The 20478-nt window shown below is 70.8% G+C and carries 17 protein-coding genes and 1 pseudogene; 6 read left to right on the top strand and 12 right to left on the bottom strand.

The annotated features are described in order from the left end of the window. The first annotated feature begins 173 nt into the window (after nucleotides 1-173). From KBX50_RS11905 to KBX50_RS11895, 3 genes are all read left to right on the top strand, one after another. The gene (locus KBX50_RS11905; protein WP_247673548.1) at nucleotides 174-1013 is read left to right on the top strand and encodes an SAM-dependent methyltransferase; all 840 of its coding nucleotides are present in this window, start codon (nucleotides 174-176) and stop codon (nucleotides 1011-1013) included. A gap of 211 nt (nucleotides 1014-1224) precedes the next feature. Further along, on the top strand, nucleotides 1225-1497 hold the full coding sequence (locus KBX50_RS11900) for a helix-turn-helix transcriptional regulator (protein WP_093409579.1): 273 nt from the start codon (nucleotides 1225-1227) through the stop codon (nucleotides 1495-1497). A gap of 10 nt (nucleotides 1498-1507) precedes the next feature. Then, nucleotides 1508-1912 (top strand): toxin-antitoxin system YwqK family antitoxin, encoded by a 405-nt coding sequence (locus KBX50_RS11895; protein ID WP_210937088.1) that lies wholly within the window; start codon nucleotides 1508-1510, stop codon nucleotides 1910-1912. Nucleotides 1913-2050: 138 nt separating this feature from the next. Here the strand turns inward: KBX50_RS11895 and KBX50_RS11890 are convergent, their stop codons facing one another. Then, a complete protein-coding gene (locus KBX50_RS11890; RefSeq protein WP_210937087.1) occupies nucleotides 2051-3262 on the bottom strand; it encodes a macrolide family glycosyltransferase in 1212 nt (403 codons plus the stop codon). A 250-nt stretch (nucleotides 3263-3512) separates the two neighbouring features. Here KBX50_RS11890 and KBX50_RS11885 point away from each other — a divergent pair, with 250 nt between their 5' ends. The 3 genes from KBX50_RS11885 to KBX50_RS11875 all read left to right on the top strand — a co-directional run bounded on the left by KBX50_RS11885 (nucleotide 3513) and on the right by KBX50_RS11875 (nucleotide 5354). Continuing rightward, a complete protein-coding gene (locus tag KBX50_RS11885; protein WP_247673547.1) occupies nucleotides 3513-4016 on the top strand; it encodes a hypothetical protein in 504 nt (167 codons plus the stop codon). Between the two features lie 9 nt (nucleotides 4017-4025). Then, entirely contained in the window at nucleotides 4026-4583 is a 558-nt protein-coding gene (locus tag KBX50_RS11880; RefSeq protein ID WP_210937086.1) for a copper resistance protein CopC, read from the top strand. 198 nt (nucleotides 4584-4781) lie between these two features. Further along, complete coding sequence (locus KBX50_RS11875; RefSeq protein ID WP_210937085.1) at nucleotides 4782-5354, top strand: SRPBCC family protein; 573 nt, start codon at nucleotides 4782-4784, stop codon at nucleotides 5352-5354. 109 nt (nucleotides 5355-5463) lie between these two features. On the opposite strand, the gene KBX50_RS11870 is transcribed toward KBX50_RS11875, so the two are convergent. The 11 genes and pseudogenes from KBX50_RS11870 to KBX50_RS11820 form a co-directional block, all read right to left on the bottom strand. Continuing rightward, nucleotides 5464-6738 (bottom strand): cytochrome P450, encoded by a 1275-nt coding sequence (locus tag KBX50_RS11870; protein ID WP_210937084.1) that lies wholly within the window; start codon nucleotides 6736-6738, stop codon nucleotides 5464-5466. After that, the gene (locus KBX50_RS11865; protein WP_210937083.1) at nucleotides 6735-8159 is read right to left on the bottom strand and encodes an NDP-hexose 2,3-dehydratase family protein; all 1425 of its coding nucleotides are present in this window, start codon (nucleotides 8157-8159) and stop codon (nucleotides 6735-6737) included. Before KBX50_RS11865 ends, KBX50_RS11870 begins: the two co-directional genes overlap by 4 nt. Before the next feature lie 54 nt (nucleotides 8160-8213). After that, nucleotides 8214-8480 (bottom strand): MoaD/ThiS family protein, encoded by a 267-nt coding sequence (locus KBX50_RS11860; protein WP_093409562.1) that lies wholly within the window; start codon nucleotides 8478-8480, stop codon nucleotides 8214-8216. Nucleotides 8481-8483: 3 nt separating this feature from the next. Continuing rightward, nucleotides 8484-9428: an SUMF1/EgtB/PvdO family nonheme iron enzyme gene (locus KBX50_RS11855; RefSeq protein ID WP_210937082.1), complete on the bottom strand. Its 945-nt coding sequence runs from the start codon at nucleotides 9426-9428 to the stop codon at nucleotides 8484-8486. Continuing rightward, on the bottom strand, nucleotides 9425-10489 hold the full coding sequence (locus KBX50_RS11850; RefSeq protein WP_210937081.1) for a methyltransferase: 1065 nt from the start codon (nucleotides 10487-10489) through the stop codon (nucleotides 9425-9427). The genes KBX50_RS11855 and KBX50_RS11850 overlap by 4 nt, the downstream gene beginning before the upstream one ends. Nucleotides 10490-10520: 31 nt before the next feature. Next, a complete protein-coding gene (locus KBX50_RS11845) occupies nucleotides 10521-14321 on the bottom strand; it encodes a type I polyketide synthase (protein WP_210937080.1) in 3801 nt (1266 codons plus the stop codon). Nucleotides 14322-14360: 39 nt separating this feature from the next. Further along, nucleotides 14361-15392 carry a ketoacyl-ACP synthase III family protein gene (locus KBX50_RS11840; protein ID WP_210937079.1) on the bottom strand — a complete coding sequence of 344 codons (1032 nt, stop codon included), beginning with the start codon at nucleotides 15390-15392 and terminating at the stop codon, nucleotides 14361-14363. A gap of 70 nt (nucleotides 15393-15462) precedes the next feature. After that, entirely contained in the window at nucleotides 15463-16704 is a 1242-nt protein-coding gene (locus tag KBX50_RS11835) for an NAD(P)/FAD-dependent oxidoreductase (protein WP_210937078.1), read from the bottom strand. A gap of 45 nt (nucleotides 16705-16749) precedes the next feature. Then, nucleotides 16750-18032, bottom strand: a pseudogene (locus KBX50_RS11830) (cytochrome P450); the annotation flags it as partial. Next, nucleotides 18022-19158 carry a nucleotide disphospho-sugar-binding domain-containing protein gene (locus tag KBX50_RS11825; protein WP_210937206.1) on the bottom strand — a complete coding sequence of 379 codons (1137 nt, stop codon included), beginning with the start codon at nucleotides 19156-19158 and terminating at the stop codon, nucleotides 18022-18024. The pseudogene KBX50_RS11830 and the gene KBX50_RS11825, both read right to left, overlap by 11 nt. Nucleotides 19159-19196: 38 nt before the next feature. Then, a complete protein-coding gene (locus KBX50_RS11820) occupies nucleotides 19197-20327 on the bottom strand; it encodes a DegT/DnrJ/EryC1/StrS aminotransferase family protein (protein WP_210937076.1) in 1131 nt (376 codons plus the stop codon). Nucleotides 20328-20478: the final 151 nt, after the last annotated feature.

Here is a 20478-nt window from a genome sequence, read left to right as displayed (position 1 = left end):
CGGATCGTTCCGCTCGGTCGGACACGCCGGTCACCGCCATTCGGCGTGCTGCCTGGTCGCGGGGCCGATCCGCTGGGAGCGGTACCAGCGGGGCGACGATCTACACCGTCCGATCGCTACACTCCCGGACAAGGTCCGGGGCCACGCACAGACCCGGCGCTGATCAGAATCGGATGGAGATGCCATTGACCCGCGACGAGGCCGCACCCCCCGGAATCGACCTCACCGTTCCCAGCGTGGCGCGGGTCTACGACTACTTCCTGGGCGGTAAGGACAACTTCGAGGTCGACCGGAAGGTCGCCGAGCACGCCCTGCGGATCACTCCGGACGGGCCGGCCGCCGGCCAGGCGAACCGGGCCTTCCTGCGCCGGGTGATCCGTTTCCTCGTCGCCGAGGCCGGCATCGATCAGTTCCTCGACATCGGTTCGGGGCTACCCACCCAGGGCAACGTGCACGAGGTCGCCGCCGAGCACAACCCGAACGCCCGGGTGGTGTACGTGGACAACGATCCGATCGTCCTGGCGCACGGGCGGGCCCTGCTCGCCGCCGAGGGCACGGCGACGGTGATCCAGGCCGACATCCGGCGACCGCGGGAGATCCTCACCCATCCGGACGTCCGCCAGTTCCTCGACCTTGACCGGCCGATCGGGTTGCTGCTCTTCGCGATCCTGCACCACCTCGGCGACGACGAGGAGCCCCGAACGGTGTCGGCAGAGCTGATCGAAGCGCTACCGTCGGGCAGCTACGTGGCGATCTCACACTTCCGTGATCCGGGCGAGCGGGACCCGGAGGGCTCCCGTAAGGCCCGTGAGGTCGAACGGGTCTTCAACGAGTCGCTTGGCACCGGCCGCTGGCGAACCGATGAGGAGATCCTCTCCTTCGCCGACGGGCTGACGCTGCTGGAGCCGGGGTTGGTGCCGCTGGCTGAGTGGCGTCCCGATCCCGGCACGCACGCGCCGAAACAGACCGACACCTACCACACCTTCGTCGGACTACTCGCCCGCAAGCCGTAGGCCGTGGCGACGGAGCCGCCGATCATCGCCGCCCGCGACGGTGGATGGTCGGTGGTTCCGCGCCTGTCCACCGACCGGCAGCGGCAGTTGCGACCTCGATCCGGTACGGCCGCCGGGCCAATGGGCACTCGACAGAGCACGCCTGCGATGGCGCATGATGCGAGAAGACGAAGCCTTGATAGGCAAGCGCCGGATTGCCTATGGTTGACGGGTGCAGGTGCTCTACCGAGCGCTGGCCGACCTGACGCGGCGGCGGATCATGGACGAGCTCGCCCTCGCCGACGGTCTGAGCCTGTTCGAGATCCATAGCCGCTTGTTCGCGGAGCATGGCACCACCTCGACCCGACAGGCGATCTCCCAGCATCTGGCCGTACTGGAAGAGGCTGGCCTGGTCTGGTCCGAACGGGTCGGCCGCACCAAGGTCCATCATCTCGACACCGCACCACTGCGCTCGATCATCGAGCGGTGGCCACTGAGCGAATAGGAGAACGCACGTGAGTACCCCACCGACTCCGGACGAGAAGGACGCGCAGGGCCGCAAGACGGGCCTCTGGACCGACCCGGATCCGCACGGCGGTGTGATGGTCGGCGAGTATGTCGAGGGCGAGCGGCAGGGCACCTGGAAGCACTTCTTCGCCGACGGCAGGTTGCGTGCGGAGGGCGGCTTCGACAACGGGACCGTGCACGGCGAGTGGGTGTGGTATCGCTCGTCCGGCGGGATCATGCAGCGAGGTGGATTCGACCACGGACGCAAGCACGGCACGTGGACGAGGTGGAACGCCGCCGGTGAGCTGATCGACCGGGGTGACTACGCCAGCAACAAGAAGGTCGGTGAGTGGACGACCTTCAACCCTGACGGCACGGTGAAGCGTACGGTGACCCACGGCGCCCGCCGCTGACGGCCAGGCCCGGATCGGCATCGTGCCGCTGCTGGAGATCCCGGCCGACAACTTCGGCGAGAGTGCGGCCTCCCGCTGCCGGCAGGCCGCACTCTCGCCGAAGTTGCACACCCGTACCGCGTGGGCCGGCGGGCCTGATCATGCCCGGGACTGGTCCAGGTACCTCTCGATCCGGTCGGCTGCGGCTGGCGGGCCGCCGGCCGTCAGGATCTCGTGTCGCATCCGATCGACCCGCTCGCGCAGCGCCGGGTCGTCGTGGAACCGTTGCACGGTAGCCCGGATCGTTGCCGGCTCGACCTGCTCCGGCGTCAGTTCGTAACCGAGCCCCAGCTCGACGACGCGGCGCGCCGACGGCGCGGCCTCGGTCGCGAAGTGCGGCACCAGGACCAGCGGTACGCCGGCCGCCAGGGATTCCAGCACGGCGCCGGTCGTACCGTGGGTGACGCAGGCCTCCGCGTGCGGCAGGACCTCGTGGAACGGGATCCACGGGTGGGCCTCCGCGTTCGGCGGCAGTGGCTCCAGCACGGTGGGGTCGAGAAAGGTGCCGATCGCCAACACGGTCTGCCACCGGGTACCGGCGAACGCCTCGGCGCAGGTCCGGAAGAACTCGGGATGCTCGTTGAACTGGTTTCCGAGCGACACCAGGATCACCGGAGTGTCCGGAGTGGGAGGCTGCCAGCCGGTGCGGACCGGCCGGTCGGTAAGCGTCGGTCCGACGAAGGCGAACCGGTCGTCGTCGAAGGTTTCCGAGAAGGGTTGGAAGGACTTCGGCAGGAACGTGATGTTGAGATCTTCGATCTCGTTCCAGAATTGTCGGACCGGGGTGTGCACCCCGTAGCGGGCGAGCAGATCGACGATCACGTCGTTGACCTCCGGCACGTCCGCGGGGTGGCGCTGGCCGTGGCTCTTCCACAGTTCCTCGAAGAACGAGTAGTGCTCGTTGGCGGTGAAACCGGCGCTGAGCCGGACGGCCGGACGACGCCACCGGGTCGCCAGCAACCGGCCGGCGATGAACGGGAAGACGTCGTAGACCACGAGATCCGGGATGTCGTCGGCGAGCCCGTCCTCGGCGGCGCGCAGGATGGCCTCGTTCTCCCGGACGTACACCAGGTGCAACTGGGTTTCCGCGTCCGCCTTGGTGACGGCGTCGGGTACGTGGAACGTGTCGAACTCGGACTTGTACGGCACCACGGTGGCACCGGCCGCGGTGACCACGTCGGCGAAGAGCGGGGTGGTGACGTAGCTGATCCGATGGCCACGCCGAACCAACTCGCTCACCAGGCCGAGCGAGGGGTAGACGTGTCCGTGGCCCTGGACGTTGGCGAAGAGAATGTGCCGCCGTTGGTGCATCTGCTCACTCCCGCTATCCGGTGAGCTTTCAATGTATATAGCTACGTTGTCGGGCGGGCTAGCCCCCGGGTCTGTCCCGCGCATAGACGGCAAGCTCAGAGACATGCGGCGACGATGAGCTTCCTAAGGTGTCTGTAGACGGCTTTCGCTGGGGAATGGAGGATCCGTGACACCTGCCGCGAGAACCAGATGGTCCGGCCTGATCTCCTCCCTGAACGGCCGATACCATCGGATAGCGCTTGCGATTTATATGGCGGTGGTGGTCGCGCACTGGGCGGAGCACCTTGTGCAGGCGTACCAGATCTGGGTTCTCGGTTGGGCGCGGCCGGAGGCACGCGGCGTGCTGGGGATGCCGTTCCCCTGGCTGGTCAGCTCCGAGTGGCTGCACTACGGGTACGCCATCGTGATGCTGGTCGGGCTCTTCCTGCTGCTGCCGGGCTTCACCGGCCGCGCGAAGGCGTGGTGGACGGTGGCCCTCGCCCTGCAGTTCTGGCACCACATCGAGCACGCGCTGCTGCTGATCCAGGCGCACAGCAGTTTCCGGATCGCCGGCGAGGAAGGGCCGGTCAGCATCCTGCAACTGGTGGTGCCCCGGGTGGAACTGCACCTGTTCTACAACTCGGTCGTCTTCATCCCGATGCTGATCGCGATGTACCTGCACCTGCGTCCCAACGCGACCGAGCGGGCGGCGATGCGCTGCTCGTGCGCCGGTCGCTTGGTCAATCCGCGTCAGCCCGCAGTCGTCGGACGCTGATCGGGCGGGATGTCCACCACCGGCCGCATCTACGTCGGCTCCGCCATCTGCCTGGCGGCGCTGGTGGCCGTGCTGGCACTGGTCGGCCGGGCCGGCACCGACGCGGAAGCGGGGCGGGCGGTCGAGGTGCTCGCGATGGAACCGGCCGACGGGGCGGTCCTGCCGGACCTGCCGACCACGGTACGCATCCGGGTCGCCGGTGAGCCTGACCCCGGTCGTTCGCACATCGTGGTCTACGACGCCGATCGGATCCGGTTGGACACCGGGCCGGTCGTGCCCGACGGCGACGACGGTCTGCGGCAGCAGGTCGCCGTGACCCGGCCCGGTCAACTCGCGGTGGCGTACCACGTGGTGACCGTCGACGGGCGTACCGCCTCGGGCATCGCCCGCCTCACCGTCGGCTCTCCGAACGCTGCGGCGCCCGCCGGGCCGGCGGACGCGACCGACGACGGGGCACACGCCCACGGGGTGGACCCGATGGGCGCCGCCCTGCTCGCGCTGGACGGCCTCGTGCTGCTCGCCGTGGTGATCCTGCTCCTGCGCCGCCCCACGCATGGCGCCGCCTGACCGTCCGCCGCCCGGCATGCGCCTGGGCGGAGCGGAACCGCGCGGCGGATGACGCCCTCAGGCGGCATGGGCCGGCACGACTCGTGGCCGTCGCCCCGGTCCAGAATGGGACATTGCGCGAGTTCTGGCTGCTAAAGTCCTCGGGTGCCGCCGGATCGAGTCCGGTGAGGATGCACCCGCAGGAAGGCCACGAGGGCAATGAACAGGATCTTCGACGGGCTCCAGGACACCGACCGCGAGTTGCGGGAACACCCGAACGGCATGAGCATCCTGGTGCTCCGGCGCAGCTACGACGCCTCCCCGGAGGAGGTGTGGGACGCCATCACCGATCCGCAGCGCCTGGTGCGTTGGTTCCTGCCCGTCGCCGGTGACCTCCGGGCCGGTGGACGTTTCCAGTTGGAGGGCAACGCCAGCGGTGAGATCCGCCGGTGCGAGCGGCCCAGCCTGATCGGCCTGACCTGGGAGTCGGGCGGCGGCAGCAGCGAGGTTCAGCTACGACTGACCCCGGACGGCGAGTCCACAGTCCTGGAACTGGAGCACGCTCCGGTGCCGGCGGACATCGTGCCGAACGCCGGTCCCGGCCTCTGGGGGCTGGGCGCGGGCTGGGAGATGGGTCTGCTGGCGTTGGGCGACTACCTGGCCGGCGACCTGCCCGAGGGGCGGGCGGTCGACTGGATCGCCACCGCCGGGCCGGAGCAGGTGGCGGCGGCCACGGCGATGGCCGACCGGATCGGCGGCGCGTGGGAGAAGCTGATCACCGGACGGCCGTGATCAGGTCCGGTCCGATGCCGGGAGTACGCCGCCGGGTCGCGGCGGGAAAGCGACCGGGACGCGGACTGGCCAGCTCGACGTCGCCGGGCTCGCCCGACACCCGCTCGGGTCACCAGGCGACCGGTAGGGCGTACAACCCGAAGATGTTGCCGTCCTCCTTGAGGCGAAGGTCGGCAACCTCCGTCGTCAGTCTCAGGCCGGGCAGCCGCCGGAACAAGCGACTGAGCGCGACCTCCAGCTCCAACCGAGCAAGATGCTGACCCGGGCAGACGTGCCGGCCGTAGCCGAAGGCGAGGTGCGCGCGGGCGTCCCGGTCCGGGTCGAACTCGTCGGGGTGTTCGAAGACCGCCGGATCACGGTTCGCCGCCTGCCCCAGCGCCACCACCCCTTCGCCCGCCGCGATGGTCACCCCGCCGATCGTGACCTCGGCGGTGGCGGTGCGCGCCGTCGCCGCCTCGACCACGGTGAAGTACCGCAGCAGTTCCTCCACGGCGGCCGGAAACCGCTCGGGCTCGGCGCGTAGCCGGTCCAGCCGTGCCGGATGAGTGAGCAGGGCCAGCACGCTCAACGCGATCATGTTGGACGTGGTGACGTGCCCGGCGACCAGCAGCACGAACGCCATGCTCACCACGGCCTCGTGGTCCACGTCACCGGCGCTGCGCTGCTGGTGCAACAGCCGGCTGAGCACGTCGTCACCGGGACGGCGCTCCTTGTCGGTCACCACCACGTCGAGAAAGTCGCGGATCTCCCGGGCACAGCGGGCGCGTTCGTCAGCCGGCGCGCTCCGGCGGAACATCAGCGTCGAACGGCGCTCGAAGAACTCGTGCTCGCCGTAGGGCACGCCGAGCACCTCACAGATCACCTGTGATGGCACCGGGTAGGCGAACAACGACACCAGGTCGGCGCCGGGCGCGGCGGCGACCAACGTGTCGAGGTGGGTGTCGACCACCCGTTCGACAAACGCCCGCAACTGCCGGACCCGGCGTACGGAGAACTCGTCGACGATCTGCCGCCGGACGATGGCGTGCTCCGGCGGGTCCAGCCAGTTCAAGGGTGGGCGGAAGTTCGCGAACGACGCCTGCCGTTGGCTTTCCGTGGTCGGGGCGAACTTCGGGAAACCGGGTCGACGTCGGTCCGCGCTCATCCGGGGATCGCTGAGCACCTGCCGGACGTCAGCGTGCCGGGAGACCACCCAGGCCGTGTCACCGCCGAGCATCGGCAGCCGGACGACCGGGTGCTCGGCGCGTAGTCGCGCGTACTCGGCAGGTGGGCTGAAGGGGCAGCGCCGGGGCAGCGGAAACGCGTCGATGCCCGGATCGGTCGACCGTGACGGCACCGCCGCGCCGGGCTGGTCGCCGGTCGGCGGGTCCTGGTGCCCGGTCATGTCAGCGCCCGCAGGCAGAGCAGCAGGCTGCGCGCCTCGATGTTGACCTGGTAGCTGAACGCGGTCATGGCGGTGAGCTGGCGCAGGGTCACCCAGGTGTAGTCCGGTGGGGTCGTGGCCGGGAACTCCGGGCCCACCTCCACCACCAGGTGCCGCGTCACCGCGTGGTGGAATCGGCCACCCTCCTCGGACTGGAGGACGTCGTAGTGCACCTGAACCCGGTCGGAACGGACCAGGTCCAGGTAGGTGGGGCGGTGCGCGCCGGTGAAGTTGTCCGGAGTGCACTGCACGGTCGGGCCAAGCTCCACGATGTCCCGGTAGCCGGGTCGTAGGTCGGCGTGGGCGAGCACGTGCAGGACGCCGCCGAGACGCCGGACGACGAAGGCGACCAGACCGGTGCCGCAGGGGGCCAGGAGCGGCTGCCGCCACTGGGCCACCTCCCGGTTGCTGGCCCGCACGGCACGCCCGACGATTCGAAAGTACCGGCCGGAGCGGTGCCGGATGTCGGCGTCGCCGCGGTGCCAGTCGCGTACCTGCCGCAGCGGCACCTGGTGGGCCACCAGGGTCCGGTCGGCCTTGTTGGCGGTCAACCAGTTGCGGACCTGGAGCAACGGTTGCCACGCCGCATCGTCGTCAGCCAGTGAGGACCGCGCGACGGCGGCGGCGATGCCCGGGTCGGCGGGGTCGGCCGCGACCGCGTGGCCGGGCAGGCAGGAGAGCACGGTACGGGCGTCCATGTTGACCAGGTTCGGCCGGTGCAGCAGGTCGTGGATCTGGCCGAGGGTGAGCCACACGAAGTCCGGGTGCGGTTCGATGTCGTCGGTCACCTCGACGACGATGTTGCGGTTGCGTTTGCCGCGAAACCACGAACCCTGCTCCGACTGGAGCACGTCGACAAGCACTCGTCCGCGCCCGGGTTCCAGGAAGTACTCCACGTAGCGGGACCGTGCGCCCCGGTGTGTCCGCAGGTAGTTGCTGGGGGTCGACTGCACAGTGGGGGAGAACTGGATGCCGTTGACGTTGCCCGGCTCCATCTTGGCTTGGAGGAGGAAGTGCAGCACACCGCCGATCTCACGGGCCAGGATGCCGAGGATGGCCCGGTCCGGCTGGTGGATGATCGGCTGCCACCACTCGTCGACCGGCCCACCGTCGGTGCGGACGTGCAGGCCCTCGACGCTGAAGAACCGGCCGCTGTCATGCACCAGGTCACCGCTGTGCGGCGCGAACGACCACCCGGTCAGCTCGGCGAACGGCACCTCGGTGATCTCGAAGGGGTTGGCCCGCGCCCGCGCGTCCAGCCACGCCTCCAGGTCGGAGACCGGACGCGGGCGGTGTCGTGCCGACCGGGCCAGCCGGGCGGCGAGGTGGTCCCGGTCGGCGTGCCCCGGACGAGGTCGGGCTTCTGTGTGCGGCAGGACCATGGCTACTCCAAAGATTGACCCTGGTGGGTGGCGGCGACCCGACCGGCCGAAGGGTCACCCCCCGGCCAGGGGCGGAACTATGGCCACCGTGCTGTCGGCGGGGGCGGCCACCCGGGATCGGTCGGTGGCCTCGACGAGGTCACCGTCGAGGTAGACGTTGTAGTAGGTCAGCGGCTCCCCGTCGTCGTCGAGCAGCCGCCGCCGATAGTGCGGGTAGGACTCGACGAACTCCCGGATGACGTCGCGGACGGTGCCTTCGTGGCACGCGAACGTCTTCTGCCCACGGTGGGCCCAGCCCGCCGACAGCAGCACCGTGACCATTTGCTACCTCCCGTGGTGTTCGGCGCCGGACTCGGGCGCGTCGTCGGCGCAGCGGAAGCCGAGGGCGAAGTTGGACCAGCCGGTGGGGTCTCCGTAGAGCCGCTCCGCGCATCGGACCTGGTAGCGGAAATTCATCCAGGAGCCGCCCCGGATCGCCCGGAACCGGCCCATCACCAGGTGGATGGTGGGGTCGCAGCGGGTCTCGGGCGCGTACAGGTGGGCGGTGGTGGAGGTCCACTCGTACACGTTGCCCGTCATGTCGGCGCAGCCGTCCGGGCTGTCGCCGTGCGGTGAGAACGCGCCCACCGGCGTGGTCTGCGGCACCGGGCCCTGGGCGTTGTGGATCCCCGACCACCACTGCCGCCACTCATCGAGCCCGCGGAGGCTGCCGCCGGTCCACTCGGCGGTGTTGGCCCGGGTCGGGTCCCAGGTGTCGCCCCAGGGCCAGAGCCGGTACGCCCGCCCGGTCGCCGCCCGTTCCCACTCCGACTCGGTCGGTAGCCGTTTGCCCGCCCACGTCGCATACGCCTCGGCGTCCGGGTACGAGATGTGCACGACCGGGTGGTCGCCGCGGTTGCGGACGCCACTGCCGTAGCCGGCCGGACGGTGCCAACACGCGCCCTCGCGGATCTCCCAGTAGTCGCTGTAGACCATGCTGCCGCCGGCCCGCTCGGCCGAGGTCACGTATCCGGTGCGGGCGACGAAGTCGGCGAACTCGGTGACCGTCACCGGGTACCGGTCGATGAGGTAGTCGCGCAGGGTCACCGGTCGCTGCGGCGTCTCGTCGGTGAACCAGTCCCGGGGGAAGGCCTGCCCCTCGGCCTCCAGCCAGTCCAACGTCCGCTCCGGCGAACCCTGGAGGAACGTGCCACCGGGAACGCGGACCATCGTGGCCCGGGCCGGCGGGGCGGTGGGCCCGGTGGTGTGCAGGTCACCAAGGCTGGTCATGGCTGCGTTCCGTCCGTCACCGGCGTCGCCTCCAGTACGCACATCACGCTCGGTGCCGGGCAGGGCGCGACGGAATCCAGCTGGAAGCCCGCCGCGCGTAACAGCTCCCGGAACTCGGCCACGGTGCGTTCCCGGCCGCCGTGGCACACCATCATGTTCAGGTCGTTCATGACCACCTGAGCGACGCTCGGGCTGGTGCTGACGGTCGGTGGCATGACGGACTCCACGAGCAGGATCCGGCTGTCCGGGCGGGTCGCTCGGTGGACGGTCCGCAGCACCGCCACGCACTCGTCGTCGTCCCAGTCGTGCAGGACGCTCTTGAGCAGGTAGGCGTCCGCGCCCGACGGCACCGACCGGAAGAAGTCCCCGGACCGGACCTCGCACCGGTCGGCCACGCCCTGCGCGGTGAGCGTGCGCGCGGTGTCGGCCACGCCGTCGGGGGTGTCGAAGACCGTGCCACGCAGCCGTGGGTGCGCGGCGAGCAGCCCGGCGAGCAGGTCCCCGCTGCCACCGCCGACGTCCACCACGGTTTCCAGGTCGGAGAAGTCGTACGCGGACATCAGCGTCGGCACGAACGCCCGGGAACCCTCCGCCATGGCCGCGTTGAACGCCGCCTGCCGTTGGGGGTTTGCGGCGAGGTAGGCGAAGCAGCTCTGCCCGTGCGCATGTTCCCAGGCCACCTCGCCGGTGCGGACGCCGTGTTCGAGCTGCCCCCAGGCGGCCCAGCTCTCCGGCCCGGAGAGCAGCAGCACCAGTTCCCGCATCGACCCGATGGCGTCCGACCGCAGCAGCTCGCCCTGTTCGGTGAGGACGAAGATCCCGGGCTCCGGCTCCTCCAGCACCTCCAGGAACACCAGCGCGCGCAGGAGCCGCCGCAGCGACGGCGCGTGCGTGTCGGTGGCCTCGGCCAGCGCGGCGACGTCGGCCTTACCGTCGGCGAGCAGGTCCGGTATCCGGAGCCGGGCGGCGACGTGCAGCGTCTGGGCGGTGAAGAACCCGTAGATCAGGTGTTGCATCCGATGCCGCAGCCCGGGCTGGGGATTGCTCGTGGTCGGTGCCATGCGGTCCTCCGGTGGGGGCGCGTCCGGCGGTTCAGCGGGCGGCCGCTCCGGCCGGCTGCGGCGGGGCGGCGATCAACTCGGTCAGTTCGGCCGCGATCGCCACGACGGTCGGTTGTTGCCAGAACAGCGAGGCCGGCAGCACCTGGCGGTACGTCTTCTCCAGCCGCCGCCGCACGATGACGGTCATCACCGAGTCCAAGCCCTGCTGCACGAGGGGCAGACGCGGGTCCAGTGACTCAGCGGGGAGCTTCATCTCCGCGGCGATCGCGGCGCGCACCTCGTCGATCAGGCGTTCGCGCAGTTCGTCCGGGTCCATTCCAGCCAGCGACCCGCCGGCCGCTCCGGGCTGGTCGGCCGGCCCGTCCGGAGCATCCGGCACCACCGGGTACCGCAAGCCGGCGAACTGCGCGACGATCGTGCCGTCGGGCGCGCTGACCAGGACCGAGGCGGTGTCCTCCCGGGATGCGTCGCGGATCACGTCGATCACCGCGACCGTCGGCGGCGCGCCGGCCATCTCGACCCACTCGGCGCCGTCGACCAGGCGCAGTCGGGGCGGGCCGGGGAAGACGACAGGTGCGATGGAAACGGCCGCGTCGACGATCGCCGCCCAGCCGCCGGCCGACTCCGGGAAGCGGACCCGCGCCCGCAGGCCGCCTTCGGCGGTGATCAGACGGTCCACCGTCCAGGGGAAAGCGGTGGCCGGCACCCCCACGGCGGTCAGGTGGGCGGCGACCAGACCGACGTCGGCGACCACACCACCGGCCGGCGGTGTGGCCACCGTGCCGGCGAGCGGGTCGTTCGCCGGCACGGCCACCGCGGTGGCGTGGGTAAGCCACGGTGCCGACTCGCCGTTGGCCGGTCGGGAGGCGAGCCGCAGCTGGCCCTCGTCGTCGACCACCTGGATCTCCTGACGCAGATGGGTGGCGAGCGGGACCCGCATCGACAGCTCCCGCAACGCCACCGGAGCACCGTCACGGGCAGCGGCGGCGAGGAACGTGGCGACGAGCACCGCCGCCGGCACGAGTTCCGCGCCCTGCACCTGGTGGCTGCCCGGGTACGGGCGGGTGGCGTCGGTGAGCACGGTGTGCCAGAGGCGCAGCTCGCTGCCGGCCACACTGGTCGGCGTGCCGAGCAGCGTGTGCGACCCGATGTCGTGCCCGCCCGCGGCGCCCGGCGGCTCGGGCTCACGCCAGTGCTGGCGGTGCTGCCAGGCGTAGTGGGGCAGCTCGACGAGCCGGCCCTGCGGGTGGTGGCGCGTCCAGTCGAGCTCGACCCCGTGGCAGTACGCTCCGGCGACTGCCGCCACCATGGTGCGGTGGCCGGGGGCGTGCCGCCGCAAGGTCGTCCCGATGTACACGTCGGCGATGTCAGCGTGGTCGGCTGCCTCCCGCAGCGAATGGGCGACCACCGGGTGCGCGGAGATCTCAAGGAAAGCACGATGTCCGTCGGCCAGGGCGGCCTCGACCGCGTGGACCAGGCGTACCGGGCGCCGCAGATTGGCCGCCCAGTAGTCACCGTCGCAGCTGGGTGTGGCGCGCGGGTCGTCGAGCACGGTCGAGTACATCGGCACCACGGCCGGTGCCCGGTCCAGGTCGTGCACCGCGGCGCGCAACTCGTCGACGAGCGGGTCCATGTGCGGGCTGTGGAAGGCCACATCGGACTGCACCCGGCGAACGGCGATCCGTTCGGCCGGCCACTGCTCGATGATCTCGTCCACGGCGGCGATGTCGCCGGAGACCACCGTGGCGGCGGGGGCGGAGGCGATGGCCGCGACCAGGTTGGCGCGGCCGGCCAGCCGCTCGGCGACGTCGGCGAAGGGCAGGGTCACCATGGCCATCGCGCCGCGCCCGGCGGCGCGGCGCAGCAGGGCGGAGCGGCGGCAGATCAGTCGGGCACCGTCCACCGGGCTCAGTACGCCGGCGGTGACGGCGGCGGCCACCTCACCGACGGAGTGGCCGATGACCGCCGCCGGACGCACCCCGTACGCCCGCCACACGGCGGCGAGACCGAGATGCATGGCGAAGGTCAGGATCTGGATCCGGTCGACGCCGCCAAGTTCCGCGGCGCCGAGGGCGGCGCGGAGCGAGAAGCCCGCCTCCTCGGCGACCACCGGTTCGATCTCGTCGATCGCGGCGGCGAACGCCGGCTCGTGACCGAGCAGGTCGCGGCCCATTCCGGCCCAGTGCGACCCGTGCCCGGAGAACACCCACACCGGGCGTACGGAGCGACCGCCCGGTGCGACCCCGGACACGGTGCCGGCGTCCGCCTGATCGTCGGCGAGTTGGCGCAGCGCGGCGGCCAGTCCGAAGTGGTCGGCGCCGGTGACCACGGCACGGTGGCTCAGGTGGGCGCGTCGGTGTGCCAGGGTGTGTCGGAGGTCGGCCAGGTTCGTCCGGTCGTCGGCGGCGAGCCGGTCGGCGAGTCGGCCGGCCTGCGCGCGGAGGGCGGCGGCGGAACGGGCGGACAGTGGCACCATGGGCTGGCGTGCGTCGTCGTCCGCGGTGTCGGTGGACGGTAGCGGCGGGGCTTGTTCCAGGATCACGTGGGCGATGGTGCCGCCGTATCCGAAGCCGGAGACGGCGGCCCGGCGGGGCCCGTCCCGACGGGGCCACGGCAGCGGGCTGGTGACCAGTCGCAACCCGGTGCCGTCGCCGTCGACGGCGGGGATCGACCGGCCGCGCAGCGGGGTGCCGGGAATCCGGTCCCGATGCAGCGCGAGGATCGCCTTCATCAGTCCGGCGACGCCGGCCGCGCCTTCCAGGTGGCCGATGTTCGACTTGATGGACCCGATCAGGCAGGGCCGTTCCGGCGGTCGGCCGGTGCCGTAGACCGCGGAGAGCGCGCCGGCCTCGACCGGGTCGCCCAGCCGGGTGCCGGTGCCGTGTGCCTCCACGTAGTCGACAGTGTCCGGCGTGACGCCGGCACGGGCGCAGGCGCGGCGGACGACGTGCTGCTGTGCCGCTCCGGAGGGTGCCATGATGCCGTCGGTGCGTCCGTCCTGGTTGACCGCGCTACCGATGATCACGGCCAGCACCCGGTCGCCGTCCCGGATCGCGTCGTCGAGTCGCTTGAGCACCAGGACACCGCAGCCCTCACCTCGGCCGTAGCCGTCGGCGTCGCGGTCGAAGGACTTGCTGACCCCGTCCGGCGCGAGCGTGCCGGCGGCGTCCAGCGACACGTTCTGCCCGGGCGCGAGCACCAGGTTGACACCGCCGGCCAGGGCGACGCTGCTCTCACCGAGCAGCAGGCTCTGGCAGGCCAGGTGGACCGCGACCAGTGACGCCGAACAGGCGGTGTCGACGGCGACACTCGGTCCGCGCAGGTCCAGGGCGTACGAGATGCGGTTGGCCAGCGCGCAGGTGGCCGCGCCGATGCCGGTCCATGCCTCGACGGTGGGCAGGTCCTCCAGCAGCCGGTCGCCGTAGTCGGTGGTACTGACTCCGACGAAGACGCCGGTGTCGCTGCCGGCCAGCCCGGTCGGTGGCAGGCCGGCGTGTTCCAACGCTTCCCAGCCGACCTCCAGCAGGATCCGCTGCTGCGGGTCCATCTCGGCGGCCTCGCGTGGAGTCAGGCCGAAGAACTCGGCGTCGAAACCGGCGATGTCGTCGAGATAGCTGCCGGCGGTGACCGTCTCCCGCAGGACCGCCTCGTACTCCGGGCCGCGCTCACGGTACGCCCGCCACCGCTGGGTGGGGATCTCCGCGCTGGTCTGTCCGCCCTTGAGCAGTAGTTCCCAGAGGGCGTCGGGGCTGTCGACGTCGCCGGGCAGCCGGCAGCCGACACCGATGACGGCCACCTGGAAGGGGCGGCCGGCTGGGTCATCCCGGGTCATCGTCGTACCTCCGTGGGTCGGTGGCGGCTTCCGGGCCGGTCAGAGGCCGTCGGGGGTGTGCAGGATGCGCAGCACGGCTGCGGTGAACTCGACGCCGGGGCCCATCGCGAGCCAGAGCATGTGGTCACCGGCCGTCAGCTCACCGGTACGCAGCAGGTGGTGCAGGGCGAGCAGGTGGTCGCTGGCGCCGCAATGGCCGATCATGCGGCCGAAGTCGAAGGTGGACTTCTCCATGCCGAGGCCGAGTGGCGCCATGCAGCGCTGCTCCACCACCTCGCGGGAGTAGTTCATGAAGGCGACCCGGGTCAGCTCGGTGGTGTCGATGCCGGCTTCGGCGAGCGCCTGCTCGGCCACGGTCGTCATGGTCTCCTGTGCCTCGCCCAGCACGGCGAGCACGGGCGTCTGCTCGGTGATGTGGTAGAAGAGGCGCGCACCGAAGTCGAGATCCTTGCCGAGGGTCGCGCCGGGCGGGAACATCGGCTCGCCGCCGCGGTGGACCTCCTCGGCCTCCGGCACGGTGATCGAGCAGACCGACAGCAGCTCGGCGAAGCCGCTCTCGGTGCTCAGCACCACCGCCGAGGCGGCGTCGCCGAGGATGAACCCGAGGTTGGTCCGCCAGCGGTCCAACAGCGGGGTCCCGTAGTTGTCGGCGGCGACCAGCATCGCGGCCGTGCGTTCCGGCTCGGCCTTGAGGTAGCTCGCGGCCAGCTCCAGCATGGTGAACATGCCGTTGCAGCCCTGCCGGATCTCGCTCGCCCGGGGCACGCCGCCGAGCAGGTAGTGCTGAAGGTACGCGTGGGCGATCCAGCCTTCGGGACCCTGGTGCCAGGCGGCGGCGTAGAGCAGCAGGTCGATGTCGCCGCGATTCAGCTCGCTGGTTTTCAGGGCATCCTGGGCGGCGCGGAGGGCCATCTCCGGCGCGGGCAGGTCCCCGGCGACGGCGGCGCCACCGAGCTCGTGGGTCTCGATGTCCTCCTCGGGATACCAGCCCTGGGCGACGGCGTGTTCGACGGTCACGGTCTCAGGAAGGTAGGCCCCGATCCCACGAATGTACGTTCCGGCGGTGCGCATCGAGTTCACTCCTCGGGGCGAATGATCTTAAGATCTTTACTTTAACAATATATAGTGTCTGATGTTGGGGTCAATGCTCGTCGATTGCGCCGGGGGTAAGGCTCTCGTCCCCGCGGACCAGCCCGGAGAGCAGCGACACGAACGAGAGCTTGGGCGGCAGGCTTCGGTCGGGATCCACGATGGCCTGAGCCCGCAGGTGCAGTTCCTCCTTGCCGTGCGCGCCGTCGTAGAAGAACCGGACCAGCTCCAGCAGTTGGCCGAGGAAGTCCCGGTACCGGTCCTCGTAGTCCTTCATGACGTGCCGTTCCTTGTCCGGCGCGGTAAGCGTCTCGTGGACCGCCTTCGCCACGCTGTTCGCTCCGCGCATGGCCAGGGTCACCCCGGAGGAGAGCAGTGGGTCGATGAACGCGGCCGCGTCGCCGACCAGGACCCAACCCGGGCCGGAGAACTGCTGGCAGGTGTACGACCAGTCGCGCGCGGCGCGATAGACGTCCACCCGCTTCGCGCCCGAGGTGAGCCAGGAAACCTCGGACGATTCCGCGATCTGTTTTTCCAGCAGCTGCTCTGGCGACAACCCGGAGGCCACCAGCCGATCGCTGGTCGTGACGTAGCCGATGCTGGTCAGCTCCGGGCTCAGCGGCGCGTACCAGAGCCAGCCCTGCCGGCAGCTCTCGGTCAGCAGGTCCCCCTCGTGCTCACCCGGGTAGCGCAGGCCGCCCTGCCAGTAGCTCCACACGGCCACGTTGCGCAGGTCGTCGTACCAGTCGACCAGCCCGAACCGGCGACCCAACCAGCGATGCTGGCCCGCGGCGTCGACCACCATCGTCGCCCGTGCCGACACGGATTCCGACTCGCCCTTGAACTGATAGCGCACGCCGGTGACCCGGTCGCCGTCGGTGAGCGCGTCCCGCACGGTCGCCCCCTCGACGACGTGCACGCCCAGCTCCCGCGCCCGGTCCAGCAGCATCGCGTCGAACTCGGCGCGCCGGACCTGCCAGGCGTACTCGTAGCGGCCACCCCGGACCTCCCGGAAGCGGAACGACCAGGGCTCCGTCTGGTTCTCGCCCCACAGCAGACTGCCGCCGTACTTGACCTGGAACCGCAGCTCGGCCATGCGGTCGAGCAGTCCCAACGCGGTGAGCGTCGGGACGATGCCGGTGATCAGCGACTCGCCGACGTGGTACCGGGGGAACTTCTCGCGCTCCAGTAACAGGATCCGGTGCCCCTCCAGCGCGAGGAGACCGGCGGTGCACGCCCCCGCGGGGCCGCCACCGACGACGATGACGTCGTACTCGGCAACGGGTTGTCTCATGGCACCTGCTCCTCCTGCTCGCGTACGTCGGACCGCCGGCGGGGCTCAACCGGCCGGCGTGAACGCGACCGGCAGCCTCGTCAGACCGCGGAACATCGTTCGAGGCTGGTAGACCAGTTCGTTCGGGCTGACAGCCAGGCGCAGGTCGGGTAGCGCGGTCATGGCGCCGAGGGCGGTACGCAGCTGAAGCCGGGCCAGGTACGACCCGAGGCAGTAGCGCATGCCCGCTCCGAAGGACATCGACGGGACGGGATCGCGGCGGACGTCGAACTCGTCGGGTCGGTCGTACCGCCCGGGGTCCCGGTTGGCCGCGCCGGCGAGGACCACCACGACGTCGTCGCGGCGCAGCCGCCGGCCGTGCAGCTCGACGTCGGCCGTCAACTGCCGGGTGTTCGACTGCACCGCCGGGTCGAAGCGCAGACATTCCTCGACCGCCTGTGGTACCAGGTCCGATCGTCGGCGCACCAGCTCCAACTGCTCCGGATGGTCAAGCAGGCTGAGCAGGCCGTTGCCGAGCTGGCTGGCCACTGTCTCGTGGCCGGTGAAGATGAAGGTGACCACGGTGCTGACGATCTCGTTGCGGCTCATCCGCCGGCTCCGGTGCGCGCCGAGCATCAGGGCCAGCAGGTCCGCACCGTCGTCGCGCCGCTCGGCCAGCGCCCGCTCCACGTAGTCGGCGAACTCGGCGATGGCCGCGTGCCCCCGCCGCATGTCCTCGGCGGTGGCGCCCCGGTCCAGCGTTCGGCCCACCGCCCGCGACCAGCGGCCGACCGCGTCGGCGTCGCCGGCCGGCAGGCCGAGCAGCCCGAGCACCGCACGCAGTGCCAGCGGGTAGGCCAGATCGGCCACGACATCCATCGCGCCGACGGCCCTCGCCGGGCGCAGCAGGTCGTCGACGGTGGCCTCGATCATCGGTTCCAGGCGGCGCAACGCCGCCGGCGAGAAGGCCGGGCCGACCACCCCACGCAGACGGCCGTGGTCCGGCTCGTCCTGAAACAGGATGATGTCGCCGACGATCCGGCTGAGCAGACCGGGCCCGACCAGGTCGGTCCAGAATCGACGGATGCCCGTACGGGCGAACCGTTCGTCGCCGAGCACCGCGCGGACGTCGGCGAAACGCGAGACGTACCAGACCTGGTGGGCGCCCCGGTGCACCGGATCGTGGCGGAGCAGCCAGTGGTACGACGGGTACGGGTCGCGCCGGACGTCGACGGCGGTCGGATCGAACGCGGTCACGGCATCGGCCAACACGAGGTTCTCCCTCCGGTGGCTGGTCACGCCGTCCGCCGGACGGGCCGGCGGGCGGCGTGAGCCGGCTCAGTTGGCGATGTGCTCCACGAGGCGTCGTACCGTCTCCGCCGGCGTGGGCAGCGCGCGCATCTCCTCGCGTACCTCCCGCGCCGCCGTGCGCATCGACTCGTCCTCGATCAGCCGCCGCAGCAGGTCGGCGTCGACCTTGTCGGCGGTGCTCACCAGGCCGATGCCGCGTCGGCTGACCGCCTCCCGGGCGGTGTGCTGGAACTGGTCGCGGGGGTCGGGTGCGAGCAACTGCGGCAGACCCGCGTCGATCGCGGTCATCACCGTACCGCCACCGCCGTGGTGCACCACGGCGGTGCAGGTCCGCAGCAGGGTGTGCAGCGGGGTCCAGCCGACCGCGCGCATGTTCGGCGGCAGCTCGCCCAACGGGGTGATGTCGAGGTCGCCGAGCGCCAGCACGAAGTCTGCGTCCACCTCGGCGGCGGCGGCGATGATGGGCGCCACCGCGCCGATGCCGAACGCCTGGAGTTCGATGGTGCCCATCGTGATGGCCACCTCCGGGCGGGGCGGTGACGCCGGCAGCCGGTCGCCGAGGACCGCCCCACCGCCGTACGGCACCCAGCGCATGAACCAGCCCTCCGGCTCTGCCTCCAGCAGCAGGCTCGGCGGGAACGACTCGATCGTCACGCTCGGCTTGGGCAGGGCGACCTGGTGCTTCTCCATCAGGTCGGTCAGGAAGGCGGCGATCGAGGCGTGCATGCCCCGGGTGCGCCAGGCGCTCTGGTTACGCTGGATGGCGGGTACTCCGGCGCGCGCGGCGGCGAGCAGCCCGACGGTCGCGCCCTGCTCGTAGACGACCAGGTCCGGTTTGAAGTCGTCGGCGAGGGCGATGGTGCGGTCCACCAGCGGCCGGTTGACGGCGGCGATCTGCACCCCCCACTCCTCCAGGTCGATGGCGGGGCGGGTGGCGACCGTCTCGGCGAACCGCGGGTTGTCCTTGGCCACCTGCTCGAAGACCTTGACCGCGCTGTAGTCCGGGGCCACGTCCACGACCTCCAGGCCGGCCGCGGCGGCCTTCTGGGTGTGTTCGGCCAGCGCGATGACCACGTCGTGGCCGGCGGTGCGGAAACTCCAGGCGAGCTGGACCAGGGGGAAGAGGTGACCGATACCGGGGGAGGAGACGAACAGGACGCGCATGTCGGTGCCCTTCGGGTCGAGGTGACGGCTGGCGTGGTTCACCAGCCGGATCTGATCGTTTCGACGACGTGGGAGCGGTCCTCCGCGGTGAGCCACCAGCCCACCGGGATGTAGACCACCCGGTCGGCCACCGAGTCCAGGCCGGACAGGTGGGCTCGCGACGACGCCATGCAGCTGTGCGCGTCGTTGCGGCGGGAGATGACACTGCTGGCGATGCCGGCCTCGTGCAGCCGGCGCATGAAGGCGGAACGGTCGCGCACCTTCAGGGGGTACACCCAGAACGAGGGCTCCCGGTCGTCGGCGCGCTCGGTGTGTTCGACACCGTCGAGACCGGTCAACTCCTTGTCGTAGTAGGCGGCGTTCTCCCGGTGCCGGCGCAGCAGTTCGTCGACGTGTTCCAGGTTGGACAGGCCGATCGCGCCACCGATCTCGTTGAGGACGAAGCGGTAACCCCACTCGGCCACGTCGTAGTCGCCGGTGATCCGGTCCGAGGCTCGCTCGATGCCCAGCCACCGGCGGAGCCGCAGCCGCTCGTGCAGATCGTCGTCGGGCAGCACGACCAGCCCGCCACTGCCGGTGGTGAGGGTCTTGATCGCCCCGGTGCTGAAAACGCAGACGTTGCCGTGCGTGCCGAGCGGGGTGCCCCGGTAGGTGGCGCCCCACGCCTGAGCGCAGTCCTCGATGATCAGTGGCCGGCGACCGTACCGGGCCGCGGCCTGATCCACTATGGCGGAGAGCCGGTTGAGGTCGACCGGGTATCCGAGCCAGTGCACGACCACGATGGCCCGGGTGGCCGGTGAGATCTTGGCCGCCAGATCGTCCAGGTCGACGTTGAGCGTCGCCGGGTCGACATCGACCCAGCGCACCCGCAGCCCGTTGGCGAGGGCTGGCCAATTCGTGCCCTCGAAGGTCAGCGGGGTGCTCAGCACCTCACCCGGCTCGGCCTGAGCGGCCTGTTCGGGCCCGGGGCGGGCGGCGAGGCTGAGGGCCAGGTGCAGTCCGGCGGTGCCGCAGTTGACCGACACGACGCGGGGGTTGCCGATGCGTTCGCCGACCGCCGCCTCGTACTCGGCCACGGTCGGCCCGTGCTCCAGACGTCCGCTGTGCAGCACGGCGGAGACGCGTCGGCCGGCGTCCGGTGACATGGCGACCTTGGACAACGGGATCATCGCGGCCCCCCTCGATAGGTGCCACATGATTCTCAAGTGATTAATGGGGGTGGTCAAGGGCGGAAGGGCGTCCAGGGGCGCTAACCGTTCTTCGTGATTGCGGACCTCGTATCACCCCACGTCACATGCTTCATAAATCTATATCGTGTAA

The organism is Micromonospora sp. C51, from assembly GCF_018070435.1.
Taxonomy (GTDB): Bacteria; Actinomycetota; Actinomycetes; order Mycobacteriales; family Micromonosporaceae; genus Micromonospora; species Micromonospora sediminimaris.
Note: the sequence above shows the minus strand (reverse complement) of the source record. Positions and strands in the feature narration are given on the sequence as shown.